At 55.6% G+C, this 1,162-nt stretch carries 1 protein-coding gene; it reads right to left on the bottom strand.

Annotation, left to right across the window (positions count from 1 at the left end):
- Positions 1–8: 8 nt before the first annotated feature.
- Positions 9–1,162, bottom strand: a protein-coding gene (locus AC07O1_RS30335; protein ID WP_495091191.1) for an IS3 family transposase whose coding sequence is annotated in 2 segments (ribosomal slippage) — positions 9–916 and positions 916–1,162 — 1,155 coding nt annotated over the 2 segments. Because the reading frame shifts where the segments join, the coding sequence is not laid out codon by codon here. This gene is flagged as partial in the annotation.

The raw sequence follows: 1,162 nt of genomic DNA, 5'->3' as shown, positions 1-1,162 counted from the left end.
TGTAGTGGTCAACTAATCCCGGACACGACGTTAAGTTTTTCTTCGGCCCGAGCTGGCGCCAGCCCACCGTTGAATTGATGGGGTCGAATCCAGTTGTACCGATGCATCAAGAAATGGCTGATATCGCGCAGGGCTTCTTGAGCAGTTCTGTAGCCCACGGTCGGTATCCATTCAGTTTTCAAGCTGCGGAACACCCGCTCCATCGGTGCGTTGTCCCAGCAATTTCCTCGACGACTCATGCTCTGACGCATGCGATAACGCCAGAGCCGCTGGCGAAACAGGCGGCTCGCATATTGCGACCCCTGATCCGAGTGAAACATTAGCCCTTGAGGCCTTCCACGCTGTTCGTAGGCCATGTCCAGCGCCTTGATCACCAACTCAGCATCTGGTTTTTCTGACAATGCCCAGCCCACTATCCGGCGCGCAAAAAGATCCAGCACGACCGCCAGATAGTGCCATTTCCCCTGAGCCCAAATGTAGGTGATGTCGCCGCACCACACTTGGTTGGGTGCCGGGACATCGAACTCCCGATTCAAGATGTTTGGGATATCCAACCGTTCAACCGTCGCTCGTTTATAGGCATGAGAACCAGGTTGTTTACTGACGAGATCAAGCTCGCGCATCAAGCTGCGCACTTTGAACCGACCGAGTTGCTCACCATCGTCACGCATCAACGAGAGAAGGCTACGACTGCCGGCAGCACTGCGACTTTGTGAAAACAACTCGCTCACCCGGCTGCGCAACCGAAGCCGTTCGACATCAGGCGCTCGACGCTTGAGGCGGTGGGCGTAGTAACTTGAGCGGTTGATTTCAAACACTGTACACAGCCAATCAATCGGCTCATGGACGCTCAGCTGATTGATCAGCGCGTACGCTCGTGATCTTCCGACATCAAGAGCGCGGTAGCCTTTTTTAATATCGATTTTTCCCGTTCAAGGCGGGCGACCCGAGCTTCCAGCTCCTGGATTTTCTGCTGTTCCGGTGTCAGCGCTTTGCTCTGTGGGGTGACGCCTTGGCGCTCCTGCTGAACCTGATCAACCCAACGGCGCAGGGCCGATTCGCCGACGCCGAGTGAACGGCTGGCTTCGATGTAGCTGTAGTTTTGCTTGAGCACGAGGTCGGCAGCCTCGCGTTTGAATTCAGCGGAAAAAGAACGGCGTTG

This window comes from Pseudomonas sp. GW821-FHT07G10, assembly GCF_059418545.1.
Note: the sequence above shows the minus strand (reverse complement) of the source record. Positions and strands in the feature narration are given on the sequence as shown.